Genomic DNA, 19,376 nt, shown 5'->3' with positions numbered 1-19,376 from the left:
GTTCAATTATATGTTTTCGAAAAAGTCTATTGATTTATAGAAGAGATAAAAGCAAATGAGCATAATGAGCAGATAGGTCGCTATAAGCATATGACAGTGTTTTTAGATGATAGATTATACGCCCGGCTTCAGTACCTGCTGGATGTAAAGGGAAAAGAGCACGGCCGGCATTACCCGCTGTATTTCCAGCCACTCCTGGCGACTGCAGGACAGTCTGAAAGTGGAGAATGAAAAGATGAAAACATTCTCGATGGCAGTTTTCATCAGCTGGTTGCCACGGTTGTAGATCTTTTCTGCCAGTACCATACAACGTTGTACCTGGTGCAGCTGATGCTGTTGCAGCATCCTGGCGGTATAGTTAGCCAATACCTTTACAGAGAGGTATGCGCTGCCAAAAACAGGTGCACCTACTATTTCCTTTTGTATTTCCGGTATTTCGTCCGCAATCTGGGCGGCGGCTTCATATTGGTTCATAAAAATCAATTTACAGGGGTATAAAGGCGAATGGCATGCCCGGTCCAGGGTAGAAGTACCGGTTTGACCGGAAAATCGCCACTGGTGAGGGCGTATAATTGTTGAGCCGGGATTGGCGTGCAAATCGACGTTGGTAAAACCCTCTCATTTTGAGAAGGGTTTATCAATTTGGATAAAACATACTCCCCCCGGATATTGGCGGTCCGGCTTGTCCGGTTCACCACCTGATTTGTCCAACAGGAGCCATAGCACTATGCGTTGTCCCGGATTTGTCGTCCATTTGTACTGTGATTGACAATTATTCAAACGATCAATTAAAACACATGAGACCAGTTAATATATTAATGATCAGTACCGCTTTAATAGGCCTCCTTATGGGGATGGCTGCATTTGTGAGCATATCAAATGAAAGAATGATGAAAGATGTACAGAAAGCGAAGGATAGCAAAGGCTTCGCTGTTGTGGAGCTGTTCACCTCGGAGGGCTGCTCCAGTTGTCCGCCGGCCGATGCATTGATGGAACGCATCCAGCAGGGCAATGAGAATAAACAGATATATATCCTGGCCTTCCATGTCGATTACTGGGATCACCAGGGTTGGAAAGACAGGTTCAGTGATCGCAGGTATTCAGAAAGGCAGCAGCAGTATGCCGGATGGTTGGGGCTTTCTACTATTTATACTCCACAGGTGGTGGTAAATGGTGAAAGGGAATTTGTTGGATCAGATGCAGGCGCGGTTGTAAAAGCGATCTCCAATGGTCTGGAAGGAACCGTGACAGATAGTGTAAGTCTCCATACGAAGATTGCACAGGGTAAATTGTACATCACGCATGAAGCATCCGGCAGGCAGAAGGATGCGACTCTGGTGCTTGCCCTGGTAGAGAAAGAGGCGCAGAGTGATGTAAAGGCAGGTGAGAATTCAGGAAGGAAGTTATCTCATGTACAGATAGTGCGTCAGCTGGCATATGTGGATGCGAACAGCAGTAAAGAGGTAGAGATGAGCTTACCGGAAGGCTTTAATGGGAATGGCTGGGAAATGATAGGCTTCGTTCAGCGCAACAGGGATGGTCATATCACGGCAGCTGCCAGGACCGGGTTGCAGTCAGCAGCTGATGCGGCTAAATAGTATCGGCAGCAGGTTAAAATCAGAGGAAGGATTGGTTCATCCGATGCGATTAACAGCAGTAAATAAGTAAAAACAAAATATAAAAAACAGATCATGGAAAACAATAACAATGGAGTGATCAGCACTCCCAGGATTGACAAAGTACTATACACAGGTAAGACACATACCACTGGCGGAAGGGAAGGTAAATCAAAGAGTACAGATGGTCGTCTGGATATCCGTTTATCTTCTCCGGGAAGCACAGATCCCGGTACTAATCCGGAGCAACTGTTTGGTGCAGGATGGTCAGCCTGTTTCATGGGGGCGATCGGCATTGCAGCGGCAAAATCGAAAGTGACCTTACCGGAAGACTTCTATGTTGACGCAGAAATAGATCTCGGTCTTTCAGGCGTGGCATACTTCCTGCAGGCCCGTCTGAATGTACATCTACCCGGCCTGAGCACTGAGGTGGCAACAGCGCTGATAGAGGCGGCACACAAGACATGTCCTTATTCTAAAGCGGTTCGTGGAAATATAAATGTGGAGACTAAGCTGATCTAAACCGGCGTATTTCATGAATTGGCCTATCATATATATATCGTATAGACCATTAGAACCATCTCATTTTTGAGATGGTTTTTCATTTGGGAGGTATTTAGGGTATTACGCCATGACGCATTTTTTTCTCTATAGACGACTTTTTTTTGAAGACGACAGTTGAAGCATACTTACAGATTTTGTGTAATTGCCAGTATTGCCTATCAATTAATTAATGTATCAATACACTCAAAAAGCCGCAATCATTCAGTGTTTTGGACAATAAAAAAATAAATGTTATCATGACATTTAAGTATACTTGTTATAGTATTATTATTTAATATTACATCCGGATTCGATATTAAGAGACACTGTTTCTAAGAGAGAGTAGATAACATACCATTAGAGAAATAGCATTGAAGCTAAAGACACAGTTTCAGTAGACAGACCGTTGTGTTTAGAGAACGGTACTATTTAGTACAGTAACATTGGAACTAAAAGACACAGTTTCTAAAGAGAGAACCGTAGTGTACAGCGACCGCAAGACTTAGTACAGTGCATTGAAACCAAAAGACTTAGTTTCCGGGAGAGAACTGTAGTGTATAGCGCCCGACACGACTTAGTACAGTGGCATTGAAACCGAAAAGACACCGTTTCTACAGAGAGAACTGTAGTGCTCAGACCTGCACTATTGGGTACAGTGACAAAGAAACAGAACAGTGGCATTAAGCGCATGCCGCGACTGTTGCACAAATCAACAATAGTATTTAATGAATGGTAACATGTGAATTGAACGGAAGTGGTAACATAAACCTGTATTCTATTAAATATTCTATACCCTTGAATTAAACAAAACAGAGCCTATAGTGAAAACTCTACCTATTATGGCGCGCGCGCATATCATGCGGCTAGGCCTTCTTTTGTCATTATTTATCGGCGGTCCCGTATGGGCGACCCCCGAGTGTCCGATCGTCACGGCCAGATTCCCGGGGGCAGACGGAACGACTGCCGACAATTCAGCAACCGGCTGGTACCTTGATGCATCAAGGGTTTCCAGCTCCGGGTATTTTGCCGTGAAATCAAAACGATTACATGCGCAGGAACTGGGAGGAGAGGGGATCTGGTATTCCAAAGTGTTTTCTACCGCGGGTTATACCGATTGGCAGGTAGCAGTGAAGGTCTCATCAGAAGGAGATATGAATAGTTCCGAGTATGTCAGGATCTATTACAAAATCAACGGCGGCGCTGAGATATTGCTTGATCAGCGTACCGGCAATTTCGGTACGATCGACTTTACTTCCCCATTGTTAAATGGCAACACAGTACAGCTGGTCGTAAAGATCTACAACTATAATAATGGAGGCTCCCAAACTTCCAAATATTATATTGAAGAGTACAGGGTGTTTAAAGAGAAAGGCGCCTGTGCCGGTACTGTACCGGTTTCGGTAACTGCCGGCAATGGCGGCGTATTGACATGCGCGAATTCATCGATCACTTTATCTGCAAGCTCCGGTGCCTCAAATGTTACTTATAGCTGGACAGGGCCTAACAACTTCACTTCCACATCACAGAATCCGACGGTAAGTATAGCGGGTGTTTATACCGTTACAGGCACCAATTCCTCTGGTTCCGGTTCTGCTACTGTCACCGTGACGGAAAACAAGGCGGTCCCGGATCTTTCAGCAACGGGTGGCACTTTAGCCTGTGGTAGCGGCGTTACGCTTAATGCAAGTTCTTCCGTGAGCGGCGCCCAATACAGCTGGACGGGACCTGGTGGTTATACCAGTACGACGCAGAACCCTACGGTGAGTACAGCAGGTACTTATACTGTCACTGTAAAGAATCCGGCTAACGGATGTGTCAATTCGAAGTCGGTAGAGGTGAAGGCTGGCACCGCGGCAGCGGTAGATACATGGGTGGAAGATTTCTCGTTGTCTAACGGTACCACCGTTGACAATGGCACAACTGCATGGTCAGTTAAAGCTGTTTCCGGCAGTACCTTTTCTGTTTCCGGCAATGAGTTTAAAATAAGTGGTGTTGGCACCAGTGGAGAAGGGGTATGGACATCCGGCTCCGTCAACATTGGCGGTAAAACGAATGTGAGTATATCTGTTAATACCAGGAGCGCTGTGAGTAGTGGGGCCGCAATGAACGATTCGGGCACATACATGGATTATATCAGGTTCTACTATAAACTGAATGGCGGATCGGAAGTGTTGTTCGCGGAAAAGAAATCAGCGATCAATAATCATAGTACCAGCAATGCGACAGTAAGCGTAGCTGGTTTAAGTGGTTCCAGTATCCAGATCATTGTGAAGGCAAGGGCGTCGGGTAGTGATGAATTCTATTACTTCGATAACGTAAAGGTAACGGCCGTAGATCCTGCGGTGACCTTGACCACCACTGTTAGCGGCCCTGTTACCTGCGCCAGTAACGCACAGATTACAGTAAGCCCGAGCGGCTCCGTTTCTTCCTATGCCTGGACAGGCCCTAACGGTTTTACGTCTGCAACACAAAATCCTGTTGTCAGCGCCGGCGGCGAATATATCGTTACCGCTACATTGTCATCGGGATGTACAGTGACTGTTCCAGTAACCGTAACCGAGAATAAAACACCACCGGATATTACTGCAACAGGTGGCGCCCTCGCTTGTATGACGAGTGTAACACTGAATGCGAATTCTTCGGTGCCCAATGTAACTTATAGCTGGACCGGACCCAATAATTTCACCAGTACTTCCAAAAATCCTTCTGTCAATACTACCGGTACTTATACTGTCACGGCAAGGGACCCTGCTAATGGGTGTACTGCTTCAGCATCGGTGCAGGTATCAGCAGGTACATCTGCCCCTGCCGCTTTCTGGCTGGAAGATTTTACTTTGGCAAATGGTACTACTGCCGATAATAGCAGCACCGCCTGGAGCCTGGAAAGCTCTGGTGCGGGCACCGTATCTGTACAGAACAATGAATTTAAAGTTACTTATGACGCAGCCGCAGAGGCGAAATGGAGTTCAGGTGTGATTGATATTTCCGGCAAGAGTGATGTAGTGATCAATGCCGATTTGCGAAGTGAAACGCCGGGAAGCAATGACCTGTTTGAAGATGACGATTATATCAGTGTGTATTATAAATTAAACGGTGGCGCTGAAGTGCTGGTATATAATGATGTAGCTGGGATAGGCACAAGTACCAGTGGTACGGCCAGGATCAGCATTGCTTCTGCAGCCTTGAACGGTAGTACTGTCCAGGTGATTATCAGGGCGAGGAACTCGAACAGTACCGAACGATACTACTTCGATAATGTGAAGCTCACTGGCGCCGACAAGGCAACCGGTAGTTTGACCGCAATCGCATCTGTAAATGATACGTTGACCTGCGCCAGAACAACTGTTAACTTGTCCGGCGCTTCAAATGCAAGTGGCGTTACCTACAGCTGGAGTGGCCCTAATGGATTTACATCTGCAGTACAGAATCCTGCAGTGACAGCTGCCGGTAATTATACATTAACTGTTACTAACCCTTCAACGGGTTGTACGGCATCTGCTACAGTTACTGTTATTGCAAATACCATTGCACCAACTGTGTCGGCATCTGTAAGCGGTTCTTTGGGTTGTACCGCCACAAGTGTAACCTTGTCTGCAAGTTCCCAGACTGGCAGTGTAACATATGCCTGGACTGGTCCTAATGGCTTTACGTCTGCATTACAGAATCCTGCGGTGAGTGTTGCGGGTATTTACACCGTTACTGTAAGGAATCCTGTCAACGGATGTACTGCTTCGGCATCTGTACAGGTATCCGGAGGCACATCTTCCGCTCCTGCCGCATTCTGGCTGGAGGACTTCACGTTGGCGAATGGTACTGCTGCAGACAACGGTAGTACTGCCTGGACCCTGGAAAATACAGGAGCGGGTACTGTTTCCGTACAGAACAATGAGTTTAAAGTTACCAATAATGGAGCTGTTGAAGCAAAGTGGAGCTCTGGCGTGATCGACATATCAGGTAAGACTGATGTAGTGATCACCGCCGACCTGCGAAGTGAAGCGTTGGGAAGCAACGTGTTTGAAGATGATGATTATATCAGTGTGTATTATAAATTAAATGGTGGCGCCGAAGTGCTGGTATATAATGATGCAGCGGGGATAGGTACAAGCACCGGCGGTATTGCGCGGGTCAGCATTGCTTCCGCAGCATTGAACGGTAACACCATTCAGGTCATCGTCAGGGCAAGGAATTCAAGCAGTAACGAAATATATTATTTTGATAATGTGAAGCTGACGGGTGCTGACAAGGCGACTGGCGGCGTAACTGCTACCGCATCTGTAAGAGATACGCTGACCTGTGCCAGAACAGCTGTTAACCTGTCCGGCGCGTCAAATGCAAGCAGCGTTACTTACAGCTGGAATGGTCCGGCCAACTTCAGCTCATCAGCACAAAATCCTGCAGTGACAACTGCCGGCAATTATATATTGACTGTTTCAACTTCTTCGGGTTGTACCGCGAAAGATACTGTGACAGTTATCGCCAATACGGCGGTACCAACGGCTGCTGCGGGCGTAAGTGGTCCGCTGAGTTGCGGGACGTCCAGTGTGACTTTGTCCGCAGGTTCCGAAACGGCGGGTGTGACCTATGGCTGGACTGGTCCTAATGGATTTACCTCTACGCTGCAGAATCCTGTAGTAAGTGTAGCCGGCACATATACGCTGACAGTTACTGATCCGGTGAATGGTTGTAAGAATACAGCTACTACTACGGTAACCAGCCTTGGATCTACGGTAACTACCTTATGGCTGGAGGACTTTACACTGAGCAACGGAACCACTGTTGACAATGGCAGTACGGCATGGTCTGTACAAGGTCCTTCCGGCAGCACCTTTGCCGTTTCTAACAATGAGTTCAAGATAAGTGCTCAGGGTACCGGCGGTGAAAGTGTATGGACCTCTGGTGTAATTGACATCAGTGGTAAAACCGGAGTGGGTATTTCTGCCAATGCAAGAAGTGCTGTAACCGGTGGCGCTGTGATGAATGAATCAGGCGTCTATGCGGACTATCTTCGTTTCTATTATAAATTGAATGGCGGATCGGAGGTGTTGTATGCGGAACGTAAATCGGACATTAATGGTAATTCCAGTACTTATACCTATGTGTCTGTAGCAGGTTTAAGCGGCAGCAGCCTTCAGCTGGTGATCAGAGCCAGGGCCACCGGTAACGATGAATTCTACTATGTAGATAATGTGAAGGTGACAGGTACGCCTACCGGTACGTTGACCGCCAGTGCAACTGTCAGGGATACACTGACCTGTGCCAGATCATCCGTAACATTGACAGGTAGTTCAAATACAAGCGATGTTACTTATAGCTGGAGTGGTCCGGGCAACTTTACGTCATCAGTCCAGAATCCTGCAGTGACAGCTGCCGGTGATTATGTCCTGACTGTTACGAATACTTCAACAGGTTGTACTGCGAAGGATACCGTAACTGTTATTCAGAACAATTTCTCTCCGGGTGCAACTGCAGAAGTGAGCGGGCCACTGACCTGTGCATCTCCAACAGTTGTATTGACCGGAAACTCAGCAACCGCGGGTGTTACCTATAGCTGGTCAGGACCGGGTAATTTCTCATCCCTGTTACAGAATCCGGGTGTAAGTGTTGCCGGAACTTATACGGTAACAATCAGAAATCCAATAAATGGCTGTGCAAGTACAGCTTCCGTTACCGTACAGCAGAGTATAGATAAGCCGAACCTGACGGTAATGCAGCCTGCAGTACTGACCTGTACTAATACGTCGGTGACTTTAAATGCGGCTTCATCAACAGCTAATACGACACTGACCTGGTCAGGATTTGCCACCGGTCAGAACCCGGTAAGCGTAAATGCGCCTGGCAAATATTATGTAACTGCTACCGCTGCAAATGGTTGTACCACCAGGGACAGTGTAACGGTGACACAGAATATCGTTAAACCAAACCTGTCGGTAGCCACACCGGCGGTACTGACTTGTAATACCACAAGTGTAAACCTGACGGCGTCTTCAACCACCGCCAACACTACCTTCACCTGGACGGGCAGGACCGCTGGTCAAAACCCGATCAGTGTAACTGCTCCTGGTAAATACTACGTTACTGCGACAACTGCAAATGGTTGTACCAGCATCGACAGTGTAACTGTAACGCAGGATATCACTAAACCGAACCTGAGCATCGCTACACCGCAGGTGCTGACATGTAATACCACAAGTGTAAATCTGACGGCATCATCTACTACTACAAATGCCACGTTCACCTGGTCAGGTAATGCAGCTGGCCAGAACCCGATCAGTGTGACTACTCCAGGTAAATACTATGTAACTGCCACCTCCGCGAATGGTTGTACCAAACAGGATAGTGTGACTGTAGTCCAGGATATCGTTAAACCGAACCTGAGCATTGCTACACCGCAGGTGTTGACATGTAATACCACAAGTGTAAACCTGACTGCATCCTCTACTACTGCAAATACCACCTTCACCTGGACGGGTAGAACTGCAGGTCAGAACCCGATCAGTGTAAGCGCAGCTGGTAAGTATTATGTAACCGCCACATCAGCAAACGGTTGTACCAAAACCGATAGCGTAACTGTAACGCAGGATATCGTTAAACCGAACCTGACTATTGCTACGCCGGCAGTACTGACATGTAATACCACAAGTGTAAATCTGACGGCATCCTCTACTACTGCAAATACCACCTTCACCTGGACTGGCAATGCAGCAGGTCAGAACCCGATCAGTGTGACTGCGCCCGGTAAATACTATGTAACCGCTACTTCTGCAAATGGTTGTATCAAGACAGACAGTGTAACTGTAACACAAGATGTCAATAAGCCGAATTTGACGATCGTTACGCCGCAGGTGTTGACATGTAATGTCACGAGTGTAAGTCTGATGGCATCCTCTACTACTGCAAATACCACCTTCACCTGGACTGGCAATGCAGCAGGTCAGAACCCGATCAGTGTGACTGCGCCCGGTAAATACTATGTAACCGCTACTGCTGCAAATGGTTGTATCAAGACAGACAGTGTAACTGTAACACAAGATGTCAATAAGCCGAATTTGACGATCGTTACGCCGCAGGTGTTGACATGTAATGTCACGAGTGTAAGTCTGATGGCATCATCGACTACCTCAGGAACCACGTTTACGTGGGCGGGTAAAGGCGCAGGTCAAAATCCGATCAGTGTAACAGCACCGGGTAAGTATTATGTAACGGCAACGACGACCAGTGGTTGTTCTACTATAGATAGCGTAACGGTTATTCAGGATATCGTTAAACCGAACCTAAGCATCGCTACACCGCAGGTGTTGACATGTAATACGACAAGTGTAAACCTGACGGCGTCCTCTACTACTGCAAACACTACCTTCACATGGACCGGTAATGCAGCAGGTCAGAACCCGATCAGTGTAAGTACAGCTGGTAAATACTATGTAACCGCGACATCAGCGAATGGTTGTAGCAAACAGGATAGTGTGACCGTGGCTCAGGATATCGTTAAGCCAAACCTGAGCATCGCCACACCGCAGGTGCTGACATGTAATACCACAAGTGTAAATCTGACTGCGTCATCAACTACTGCAAACACTACCTTCACCTGGACTGGTAATGCCGCAGGTCAGAACCCGATCAGTGTAAGTGCAGCCGGTAAGTATTATGTAACTGCTACCTCTGCAAATGGTTGTACCAAACAGGATAGTGTAACAGTAACTCAGGATATTGTTAAACCGAACCTGAGCATCACTACACCACAGGTGCTGACATGTACTACCACAAGTGTAAATCTAAATGCATCGTCTACTACTGCAAATACTACGTTCACCTGGACCGGTAATGCAGCAGGTCAGAACCCGATAAGCGTAGGCACTCCTGGTAAATACTATGTAACTGCGACATCCGCGAATGGTTGTATCAAGACCGATAGTGTAACTGTGACGCAGGATATTGTTAAACCGAACCTGAGCATCACTACACCACAGGTGCTGACATGTACTACCACAAGTGTAAATCTAAATGCATCCTCAACTACTGCAAATACTACGTTCACCTGGACCGGTAGTGCAGCAGGTCAGAATCCGATAACTGTAAGTGCACCTGGTAAGTACTATGTAACCGCTACATCAGCGAATGGTTGTACCAAACAGGATAGTGTAACAGTAACTCAGGATATTGTGAAACCAAATCTGACCATTACCACACCGCAGGTATTGACTTGTACGAGAACCAGCATCAGCTTAACGGCATCCTCTACTACTGTCAATACTACGTTCACCTGGACCGGTAATGCAGCAGGTCAAAACCCGATAAGCGTAAGTGCACCTGGTAAATACTATGTAACTGCCACATCAGCGAATGGTTGTACCAAGATCGATAGTGTGATTGTAACGCAGGATATTGTGAAGCCAAACCTGACCATTACCACACCGCAGGTATTGACTTGTACGAGAACCAGCATCAGCTTAACGGCATCGTCTACTACTGCAAATACTACGTTCACCTGGACCGGTAATGCAGCAGGTCAAAACCCGATTAGTGTAAGCGCAGCTGGTAAGTATTATGTAACCGCGACATCTGCGAATGGTTGTACCAAACAAGATAGTGTGACAGTAACGCAGGAGATCGTTAAACCGAACCTGAGCATAGCAACACCGCAGGTGCTGACATGTACTACCACAAGTATAAATCTGAACGCATCGTCTACTACTGCAAATACTACGTTCACCTGGACAGGTAGTGCAGCAGGCCAGAACCCGATAAGTGTAACAGCTCCTGGTAAGTATTATGTAACCGCCACCTCTGCAAATGGTTGTACCAAACAGGATAGTGTGACTGTAACGCAGGATATCGTTAAACCGAACCTGAGCATAGCAACACCACAGGTGCTGACATGTACTACCACAAGTGTAAATCTGAACGCATCGTCTACTACTGCAAATACCACCTTCACCTGGACCGGTAGTGCAGCAGGCCAGAACCCGATCAGTGTGAGCGCAGCTGGTAAGTATTATGTAACCGCGACATCTGCGAATGGTTGTACTAAACAGGACAGTGTGACCGTCACTCAGGATATCAACAAACCGAACCTGACAATCACCGCGCCACAAGTGCTGACCTGTGACCTGAGAAGTGTCAACTTAACAGCGTCATCAACTACCGCAAATACTACATTCACATGGACAGGGTTTACAGCCGGACAAAATCCGGTAAGCGTAAGTACTTATGGCAAATACTATGTAACCGCTACATCTGCGAACGGTTGCTTTAAAAAGGATAGTGTAACTGTTATACAGAACATCACGCTTCCTGCCGATGTACAGGCAAGTAACGACGGACCGCTGAATTGTACGAAGAAGACGGTGAAGATTACTGGTAACACGACTACCGGAAATGTTTCTTACGCGTGGACAGGACCCGGCGACTTCAGTGCAAACACGAGGGAGGCGAACGTAAATACGAAAGGTACTTATTCATTAAAAGTTACCAATAACGCGAACGGATGTTATGTTACCACATCTACAACAGTAGATCAGAATATAACACCTCCAAGTAACGTACAGGTTTCTAACGATGGTCCGCTGACCTGTGCCAATGACATCGTTACGCTGAGAGGTAGTTCCGGTCTCGGAGGTGCAACATATCAATGGAGCGGCCCCGGAAACTTTAATGAATCGACAGCAACTGTCTTTGTTACAAAGGCAGGTACATATACCTTGTCAGTAACAGACCCGGGCAATGGTTGTTTCGTCTCTACAAAAACAGAAGTAAAAGAGGATAAGAAACTGCCGGATGCAATCATTAATGCGCCTGCATCAATGCCTGAACCGCTGAGTGAAGATGTGATCACAGCACAGACAGTAGTCAACGCCACTTATGCCTGGACACTTACTTCTCCTGATGGCAGCTGGCAGATGATAGACGGTGATAAAACCGCAACGCTGATATACCAATCGGGTAATGCAGGTGTGAAGGGAACATTTGATCTCACTGTAACAGACAGAGGCAATGGATGCCAGAACACTGCACGGTTGGTATTGACAGCAACTCCTGCTACCAATACTATGGCCTTAGCGCAAACAGCAACAACGCCAGTGGAGTACAGTACTTATCCTAATCCTTTTGCTGACAAGGCGTTTATAACGTTCAAGTCGCCGGTAAGCGGGAAAGTAACAGTAGAGATCTATAATGCCCTGCACGGACATATAGAGAAACTGTTATTCAATCAACAGGTACGTTCCGGTGAAACATACAAGTTAACACTTGACGCAGGAATACTGCCGGCCGGCGTACACTTCTGTGTTATAAAAGCTAACGGAAGAACCTATACGAGCAAGTTGTTACTCGTAAGATAAACTACGTAGCTGCCGGATATTTATTTTCTTATATGCTTCGAACGCTTTCCTTATCAGGAGAGCGTTTGGAGTATGTAAGAAATTTGTCCATAATAGCATTTGTATATGCAGTTTTATTTCTTATTGTTAAGTAATTATATTATTTTTATGTAATAACAACAGCGATTGATTTTATCTATTATACACCTATAATACCCTTAATCTATGCACAACTTTACAAATGCCTGCATCCTGTTGACTTGCCTGCAATCAGGTAAGTTTAGCGTTTTATAGACAAATCATAGTAATACCCAATGTTTGTCTGCAAGAAATAATAACACTACGAATATTCTGTTACGTGATAGATGCTGATCGCCTTCCTGCATTGATCAGGAATGCATACTGCATACTATACGTTAAACTGCTGTTGCCTTATGTATCAGATATCTGGTTCTAACAACACTTATGTGCCTGCATATCCAGGACAGGTGCATTCCCTCTTAATAAAGAAATGGCATAGCGCTGCATTGTTCCTCGCGCTAAGTATGCTTTTAGGTGGCTGGATATTAGCCATGAACCGCCTTCCTGACCACAGGAAGATGAAACAACCTCTTGCCGGCATCTCTCATAAGATGGCAGATGGCGTTGACATATTCGATGTTGCACGCGCGGAGGAAGGAGGCGGCCATGGTACTATTGCTTTTAGGATGCAGAACGGTGCAGTGGCGCCGGTAGATATAGTGATCAACTATACAATAAATGCTACAGTAACAAACGCCGCCGTCAATGGGGTGGATATTGTGACCCTGCCAACTACCATTACATTGCCCGCAGGACAAACAGAAGTCCTGCTGGATATCGCGGCTATAGACGATTCATTTATTGAAGGGGATGAGAACCTTGAAATTACGATGACGTCTGCTTTAGGTACGAATGGAGTGGACTACCTCACACCTCACCGCGGACTCACCACTACTGTAATAGATAATGATAACCGGATCAGCATTGAAAGAGTGAACAACGGAAAGGAATTGGGCGGTGGTACCGCAAGTGATGGAAACTTCCTCATCAGCTTACCGCCGTCTCTTACTTTCAATGAAGATATCCATGTAAAATATGCGATAGGTGGTACCACTACTGCTACCGGTGGTCCGGGGGCCACATACGACTATAATAATAGCACACTGACCGGAGATATAATATTGCCTGCGAATACCAACAGCCTCACACTTCCGATAAAGGTGAACGATGACCAGTTGGTGGAAGGAAATGAAATTGTGGAGATGACAATACAGGACAACAGTTTCTCGGCAGTATCCAATATAAAATTCTCCTATAATCAGACTAAGAAGACAGCCACCGTTATCATTGAAGATGATGATATCAATATTCCTATTGGTGTGCAGAGCACTACTAACGGGAAGGAACCCGGAGGGGCTGGGAATGACGGTAGTTTTACAGTGGGCTGGCCCACCGGATATAGTGCTGCCGTCAGCATTCTCGTAAGATATACCATAACGGGTACAGCTACAAATGGTGCGGACTACAACACCATCACGCTGACAAAAACAATTCTTGCAGGTTCCAGTAATGTAACAATACCCGTAACAGTAAAGGATGATGCGACTATAGAGGGACCGGAAACAGTGGTCCTCACTATTACCAGTTTAACTGGTTTATCGGGACTGACAATAGGTAGTAGCAATAATCCAGGTACCGTTACGATCCAGGATAACGATGTAAAGTCCTCACAGCAATGGAAAAGCGCCAGCTATCCTGGTGCGGCTACCGGTGGTCCGGTGAAGGCAGGGGACCTGATCACCTACACTGTGCATGTCCGCAATACCGGTAACGTCAATCTTACCGGTGTAGTTATTACTGATAATATTCCCGCCAATACTCAGTTTGTCAGCGCAGATGGTGGTATCGTGCCCGATGCTACAGGTAAGCTCACCTGGACAATCCCTACCATAGCAGTAGGTGTAACAAATGAGATCCGGCGTTTTACAGTAAGGGTAGCGAACGATCTGACCGGTGTTACAAATATTACCAATACCGCCTCAGTAGACAATGGCGACGGTACCGGCGGGCATCCTACCACACAGCCGGACCCGAACAATCCTGATAATCCGCATCCTACTCCTGATCCTAATGGCCCGTCTACCGACATACCTGTAGATGGTGGTGGTAACAAGTCTGCCAACTGGAAGAGCGCCAGTTACACAGGTTCCGGCGCAAACGGGAAAGTAAAGACAGGTGATCTTATTACCTATACTATACATGTCCGCAACACGGGTCATATCACAATACCCAGCGTTGTCATCAACGATAATATACCTGCTTACACCGTGTTTGTAAGCGCCGACGGTGGCATCGTACCAGATGCTACAGGCAAACTAAGCTGGACCCTTACAAATATTCCCGTAGGTGGCACAGATGTGACGCGTAGTTTTGTAGTGAGAGTAGCTACTGATCTTACAGGGGCAAGCAGCATTATCAATACTGCCGGTGTAGATAATGGGGACGGCACCGGCGAACATCCCAGCACGCCGCCAGATCCAAATAATCCAGACGATCCGCATCCAAACCCCGACCCGAATGATCCTTCCACTAATGTACCGGTTGACCAGATCAAGAGATCTGCTAACTGGAAAAGCGCCAGCTACACTGGTTCGGGTACTAACGGAAAAGTGAAAACAGGTGATGAGATCACTTACACCATTCACGTTCGTAATACTGGTAATGTCACGCTGACAAATGTATTGATCAGTGATATGATGCCGGCATATACCACTTTTGTAAGTGCAGATGGAGGCATTGTACCGGATGCTACCGGTAAGCTGAGCTGGACTATTCCTGCTGTTGCCGTTGGTGTAGCAGATGTGACACGCAGTTTCAAGGTAAAGGTGGCGGCAGACCTTACCGGTGCTACCACTATTGTTAATACGGCCGACGTTGATAATGGCGATGGTACCGGCGGTCATCCTACTACACCGCCAGATCCAAATGATCCTAACAATCCGCATCCGAATCCTGATCCGAATGATCCTTCTACGGAAGTGCCGGTCGATAATAATAAAAGCTCTGCCAACTGGAAGAGCGCAACCTATACAGGCACCGGTGCTGGTGGAAAGGTAAAGGCAGGTGACGAGATCACCTACTTTATACATGTCCGCAATACCGGTAACGTGACGCTTACCAATGTGAAGATCAGTGACATGATTCCCGCTCATACCTCCTTTGTCAGCGCCGACGGAGGCATTGTACCGGATGCTACGGGTAAATTAACCTGGACAATCCCGGGTATAGCTGTAGGTGCAGCAGATGTGGTGCGCAGCTTCAAAGTGAAAGTGGCGAACGACCTGACCGGTGTTACCAGTATCCTTAACACGGGTGATGTAGACAATGGTGACGGTACCGGCAATCATCCTACTACGCCACCGGATCCGAATGATCCCAACAATCCGCATCCGAACCCTGACCCGAATGATCCATCTACAGATATACCAACAGATGGAGGTGGCAATAAGTCCGCCAACTGGAAGAGCGCCAGTTACACAGGTTCCGGCGCAAACGGGAAAGTAAAGACAGGTGATCTTATTACCTATACTATACATGTCCGCAACACGGGTCATATCACAATACCCAGCGTTGTCATCAACGATAATATACCCGCGTACACTGTGTTTGTAAGCGCCGACGGTGGCATCGTACCGGATGCTACAGGCAAACTAAGCTGGACCCTTACAAATATTCCCGTAGGCGGCGCCGACGTGACCCGCAGTTTTGTAGTAAGAGTAGCTACTGATCTTACAGGGGCAAGCAGCATTATCAATACTGCCGGTGTAGATAATGGGGACGGCACCGGCGAACATCCCAGTACGCCGCCTGATCCAAATAATCCAAACAATCCGCATCCGAACCCCGACCCGAATGATCCGTCCACTAATGTACCGGTTGACCAGATTAAGAGATCTGCTAACTGGAAAAGCGCCAGCTACACTGGTTCGGGTACTAACGGAAAAGTGAAGGCAGGCGATGAGATCACTTACACTATTCATATCCGGAATACAGGTAATGTTACACTGACCAATATATTGATCAGTGATATGCTACCGGCATATACCACCTTTGTAAGTGCTGACGGTGGCATCGTACCGGATGCTACCGGTAAGCTGAGCTGGACCATTCCTGCCGTTGCTGTGGGCGCAGCAGATGCAATACGCAGCTTCAAGGTAAAGGTGGCAAACGATCTGACAGGAGCCACCACTATCGTCAATACAGGAGATGTTGATAATGGCGATGGCACCGGTGGTCATCCTACTACACCGCCAGATCCGAATGATCCCAACAATCCGCATCCGAATCCTGATCCGAATGACCCTTCTACCGAAGTGCCGGTTGACAATAACAAGCACTCTGCCAGCTGGAAGAGCGCCAGCTATACAGGTACCGGTGTGAACGGCAAAGTGAAGGCTGGTGATGAGATCACCTATTTCATACATATCCGTAATACAGGTAATGAGGCGCTCACGAATGTGATGATCAGCGACGTGATCCCGGCGTATACTTCCTTTATCAGTGCAGACGGTGGCATCGTCCCGGATGCTGCAGGTAAATTGACCTGGCAGATCCCTAATATCGCAGTGGGTGCGCCCGACGTAATACGCAGTTTCAAAGTGAAAGTGGTGAATGACCTGACCGGTGTTACCAGTATTGTCAATACTGCCGATGTAGACAACGGCGATGGTACGGGCGATCATCCAACTACGCCACCGGATCCGAATGATCCCAACAATCCGCATCCGAACCCTGACCCGAATGATCCTTCTACCGACATACCTGCAGATGATGGCGGTAATAAGTCTGTTAACTGGAAAAGCGCCAGCTACACCGGTTCAGGCGCTAATGGGAAAGTGAGAACAGGGGACATTATCACCTATACCATACATGTACGTAATACTGGCAATATCAAGCTGGCGAGTGTTATTGTTACAGATAAGATCCCTGCATATACAGATTTCGTGAGCGCTGATGGCGGTGTTGCGCCGGATGCTACCGGTAAACTCACCTGGACGCTTACGAACATCCCTGTAGGAGGCGCAGATGTGACCCGTAGTTTTGTAGTGAGAGTTGCAGCCGACCTGACAGGGGCTACCAGCATTATCAATACCGCTGGCATTGACAATGGCGATGGATCGGGAGAACATCCAAGTATTCCGCCGGACCCTAATGATCCTAACAATCCTCATCCGAATCCTGATCCGAATGACCCGTCCACCGAGGTACCAGTGGAGCAGGATAAAAGTTCAGTGAACTGGAAGAGTGCAGCTTATACCGGCAGTGGTGTGAATGGCATGGTGAAAGCGGGTGACGTGATCACTTACACGATCCACGTTCGTAATACCGGCAATGTGAAACTGGAAAATGTGCTGATCACTGACCTCATTCCTGCCTATACGGAATTTATCAGTGCAGACGATGGTATTACGCCTGATGCCACTGGTAAATTGACCTGGACGATCCCCGAGATCCTGTTTGCTGCGCCGGATGCGGTGCGCAGTTTCAAAGTGAGGGTGGTGACCGATCTCACAGGTGCAGGATATATCACGAATACTGCAGATGTAGACAATGGTGATGGTACGGGCGGTCATCCTACCACACCGCCGGATCCCAATGATCCTAACAATCCGCACCCGGATCCCGATCCGAACGATCCTTCTACGGAAGTGCCCGTAGATAATGGCAAACACTCCGACAACTGGAAAAGCGCCAGCTATAGCGGAACAGGAGCAAACGGTGGTGTGACAACAGGAGATCAGATCACCTATACTATTCACGTAAGGAATAGTGGCAATGCTACTTTAACAAATGTTGTAATAAGCGATGAGATACCTGCCTATACGGCATTCGTAAGCGCTGATGAAGGCGTTACACCGTCTGCCGGTAAGTTGACATGGACGATTGCCAGTATCCCTGTTGGTGGCGCTGATGTAACCCGTTCATTTACGGTGAAAGTTGTGGAAGACCTTACAGGTGCGCTTAGTATTACCAATACTGCGGATGTAGACAATGGCAATGGTAAAGGGAATGAGCCTACACATCCTGCTGATCCTGATGATCCCAATAACCCGATGACAAATCCTCCTCCTGGTCCATCTACAGATGTGAAGGTGGATACACTGGTAAGGTTCGAGGCGTGGAAAGGAGTGGTAACAACAAGTGGCGCAGATAAGGCCAGTCCGGGGGAAATACTGACCTACACCATTCACATACGCAATACCGGCAATGTCAGGCTGCCGCTCATTACCGTGACCGATCCGGTACCGGCGCTCACTACATTCCAGAGTGCGGAAGAGGATGGGCTTTTCAATGCAGGCAGCAATACGGTTAGCTGGGAAGTCAGGGATATCGCGGTAGGTGCTGTAGTGGATCTTACGTTTAAAGTGAAAGTAGATGATAAGCTGGATTCCGGCGCTGTGATTACCAATACCGCTACGGTATCGGACGGTAAGACAGATATCCCTACCTGGGGTTGTGACCCTCACAGCGCCAATTGTAGCGGTACACCCGGTACTGTGATAGGAACAAATCCCAGCGGTGACCTTGAATTTGCGAATGCCATGAGCCCTAACGGCGATGGTAAGAATGAATACTTCGTGATAAAAGGTCTGGAGAAATATCCGCCTGCTGCTTTATATGTATTCAACCGATGGGGCAGTATGGTATACCAGTCGAAGGCATACCAGAACGACTGGTCGGCTAAGGGATTAAGCGAAGGCACTTATTACTATAAACTGGAATTGAAACTACCGGGAGGAATAAAATTATACAAGGGATGGATTGTGATAAAACGAAACTGATGAATAAGGACATTTTTTGTTTTACTAAACGAACAGTT

Annotated in this window: 5 protein-coding genes; 4 read left to right on the top strand and 1 reads right to left on the bottom strand. The window is 47.3% G+C overall.

The window, feature by feature from the left end:
- Window positions 1–114: 114 nt before the first annotated feature.
- Window positions 115–474, bottom strand: coding sequence for a hypothetical protein (locus MYF79_RS19800; RefSeq protein WP_247809366.1), 360 nt, complete (start codon window positions 472–474; stop codon window positions 115–117).
- 323 nt (window positions 475–797) lie between these two features.
- On the opposite strand from MYF79_RS19800, the gene MYF79_RS19795 reads away from it, so the two are divergent.
- The 4 genes from MYF79_RS19795 to MYF79_RS19780 all read left to right on the top strand — a co-directional run bounded on the left by MYF79_RS19795 (window position 798) and on the right by MYF79_RS19780 (window position 19,338).
- Window positions 798–1,598 carry a DUF1223 domain-containing protein gene (locus MYF79_RS19795; protein ID WP_247809365.1) on the top strand — a complete coding sequence of 267 codons (801 nt, stop codon included), beginning with the start codon at window positions 798–800 and terminating at the stop codon, window positions 1,596–1,598.
- 93 nt (window positions 1,599–1,691) lie between these two features.
- Window positions 1,692–2,138, top strand: a complete 447-nt coding sequence (locus tag MYF79_RS19790) for an organic hydroperoxide resistance protein (protein ID WP_247809364.1) — start codon at window positions 1,692–1,694, stop codon at window positions 2,136–2,138.
- Between the two features lie 860 nt (window positions 2,139–2,998).
- Entirely contained in the window at window positions 2,999–12,496 is a 9,498-nt protein-coding gene (locus tag MYF79_RS19785; RefSeq protein WP_247809363.1) for a T9SS type A sorting domain-containing protein, read from the top strand.
- Between the two features lie 413 nt (window positions 12,497–12,909).
- On the top strand, window positions 12,910–19,338 hold the full coding sequence (locus MYF79_RS19780; RefSeq protein WP_247809362.1) for a gliding motility-associated C-terminal domain-containing protein: 6,429 nt from the start codon (window positions 12,910–12,912) through the stop codon (window positions 19,336–19,338).
- Window positions 19,339–19,376: the final 38 nt, after the last annotated feature.

Origin of the sequence: Chitinophaga filiformis (assembly GCF_023100805.1) — a bacterium.
GTDB lineage: Bacteria > Bacteroidota > Bacteroidia > Chitinophagales > Chitinophagaceae > Chitinophaga > Chitinophaga filiformis_B.
This window is presented reverse-complemented; position numbering and strand designations above follow the sequence as displayed.